Raw genomic sequence first — 501 nt, 5'->3', positions numbered from 1 at the left:
CGCGAGGAACCATCGTTGTTAAGGTACACTACGCCCGCGCTGACTTCTCCACTCCATGTGCCGTCGCTGCTGCATCCACTGCACTGCCAGCGGCTAGTGTCGGCTGGTTGAGAACGTTGTAACGAATAATCGTTGGCGTGCGCTTGCGCAGCAAAAGCAAGGGAAATAGCGATGCACAGTTGAGATAGTTTCATGCCTCCCTCCTAATAACTTAATGTTTGACCACGTGGGTGGTTAGAGCCATGCACTTGATTGTGGCAGTTCAAACAACTTCCGCCTCGCACTCTCAAGTCGTTTTCAGGAATGGCTACGTTTGCATGTGGCACACGGTGACATTCCTGACATAGCATTGGCAGCCGTTTATTGAGCAAGGCTTTGTTCACTGAACCATGAGGTGTGTGGCAGGATGTGCAATCTTCATTTACAGGCTCATGCTCCCATAAGAATGGGCCGCGTTTTTCTGCATGACACTCGTAACAAGCGTTATTGACGGTTGACCAA

Annotated in this window: 2 protein-coding genes; both read right to left on the bottom strand. The window is 50.5% G+C overall.

Going from position 1 to position 501, the window contains the following annotated elements:
- On the bottom strand, positions 1-194 hold a 194-nt coding region (locus R7R24_RS30905), incomplete at its 3' end, for a hypothetical protein (RefSeq protein ID WP_318120742.1).
- Between the two features lie 9 nt (positions 195-203).
- On the bottom strand, positions 204-501 hold a 298-nt coding region (locus R7R24_RS30900), incomplete at its 5' end, for a cytochrome c3 family protein (protein ID WP_318120741.1).

It is taken from the genome of Vibrio sp. 704, from assembly GCF_033339295.1.
The sequence above is the reverse complement of the archived record's forward strand: the minus strand, read 5'-3'. Positions and strand labels throughout refer to the sequence as shown.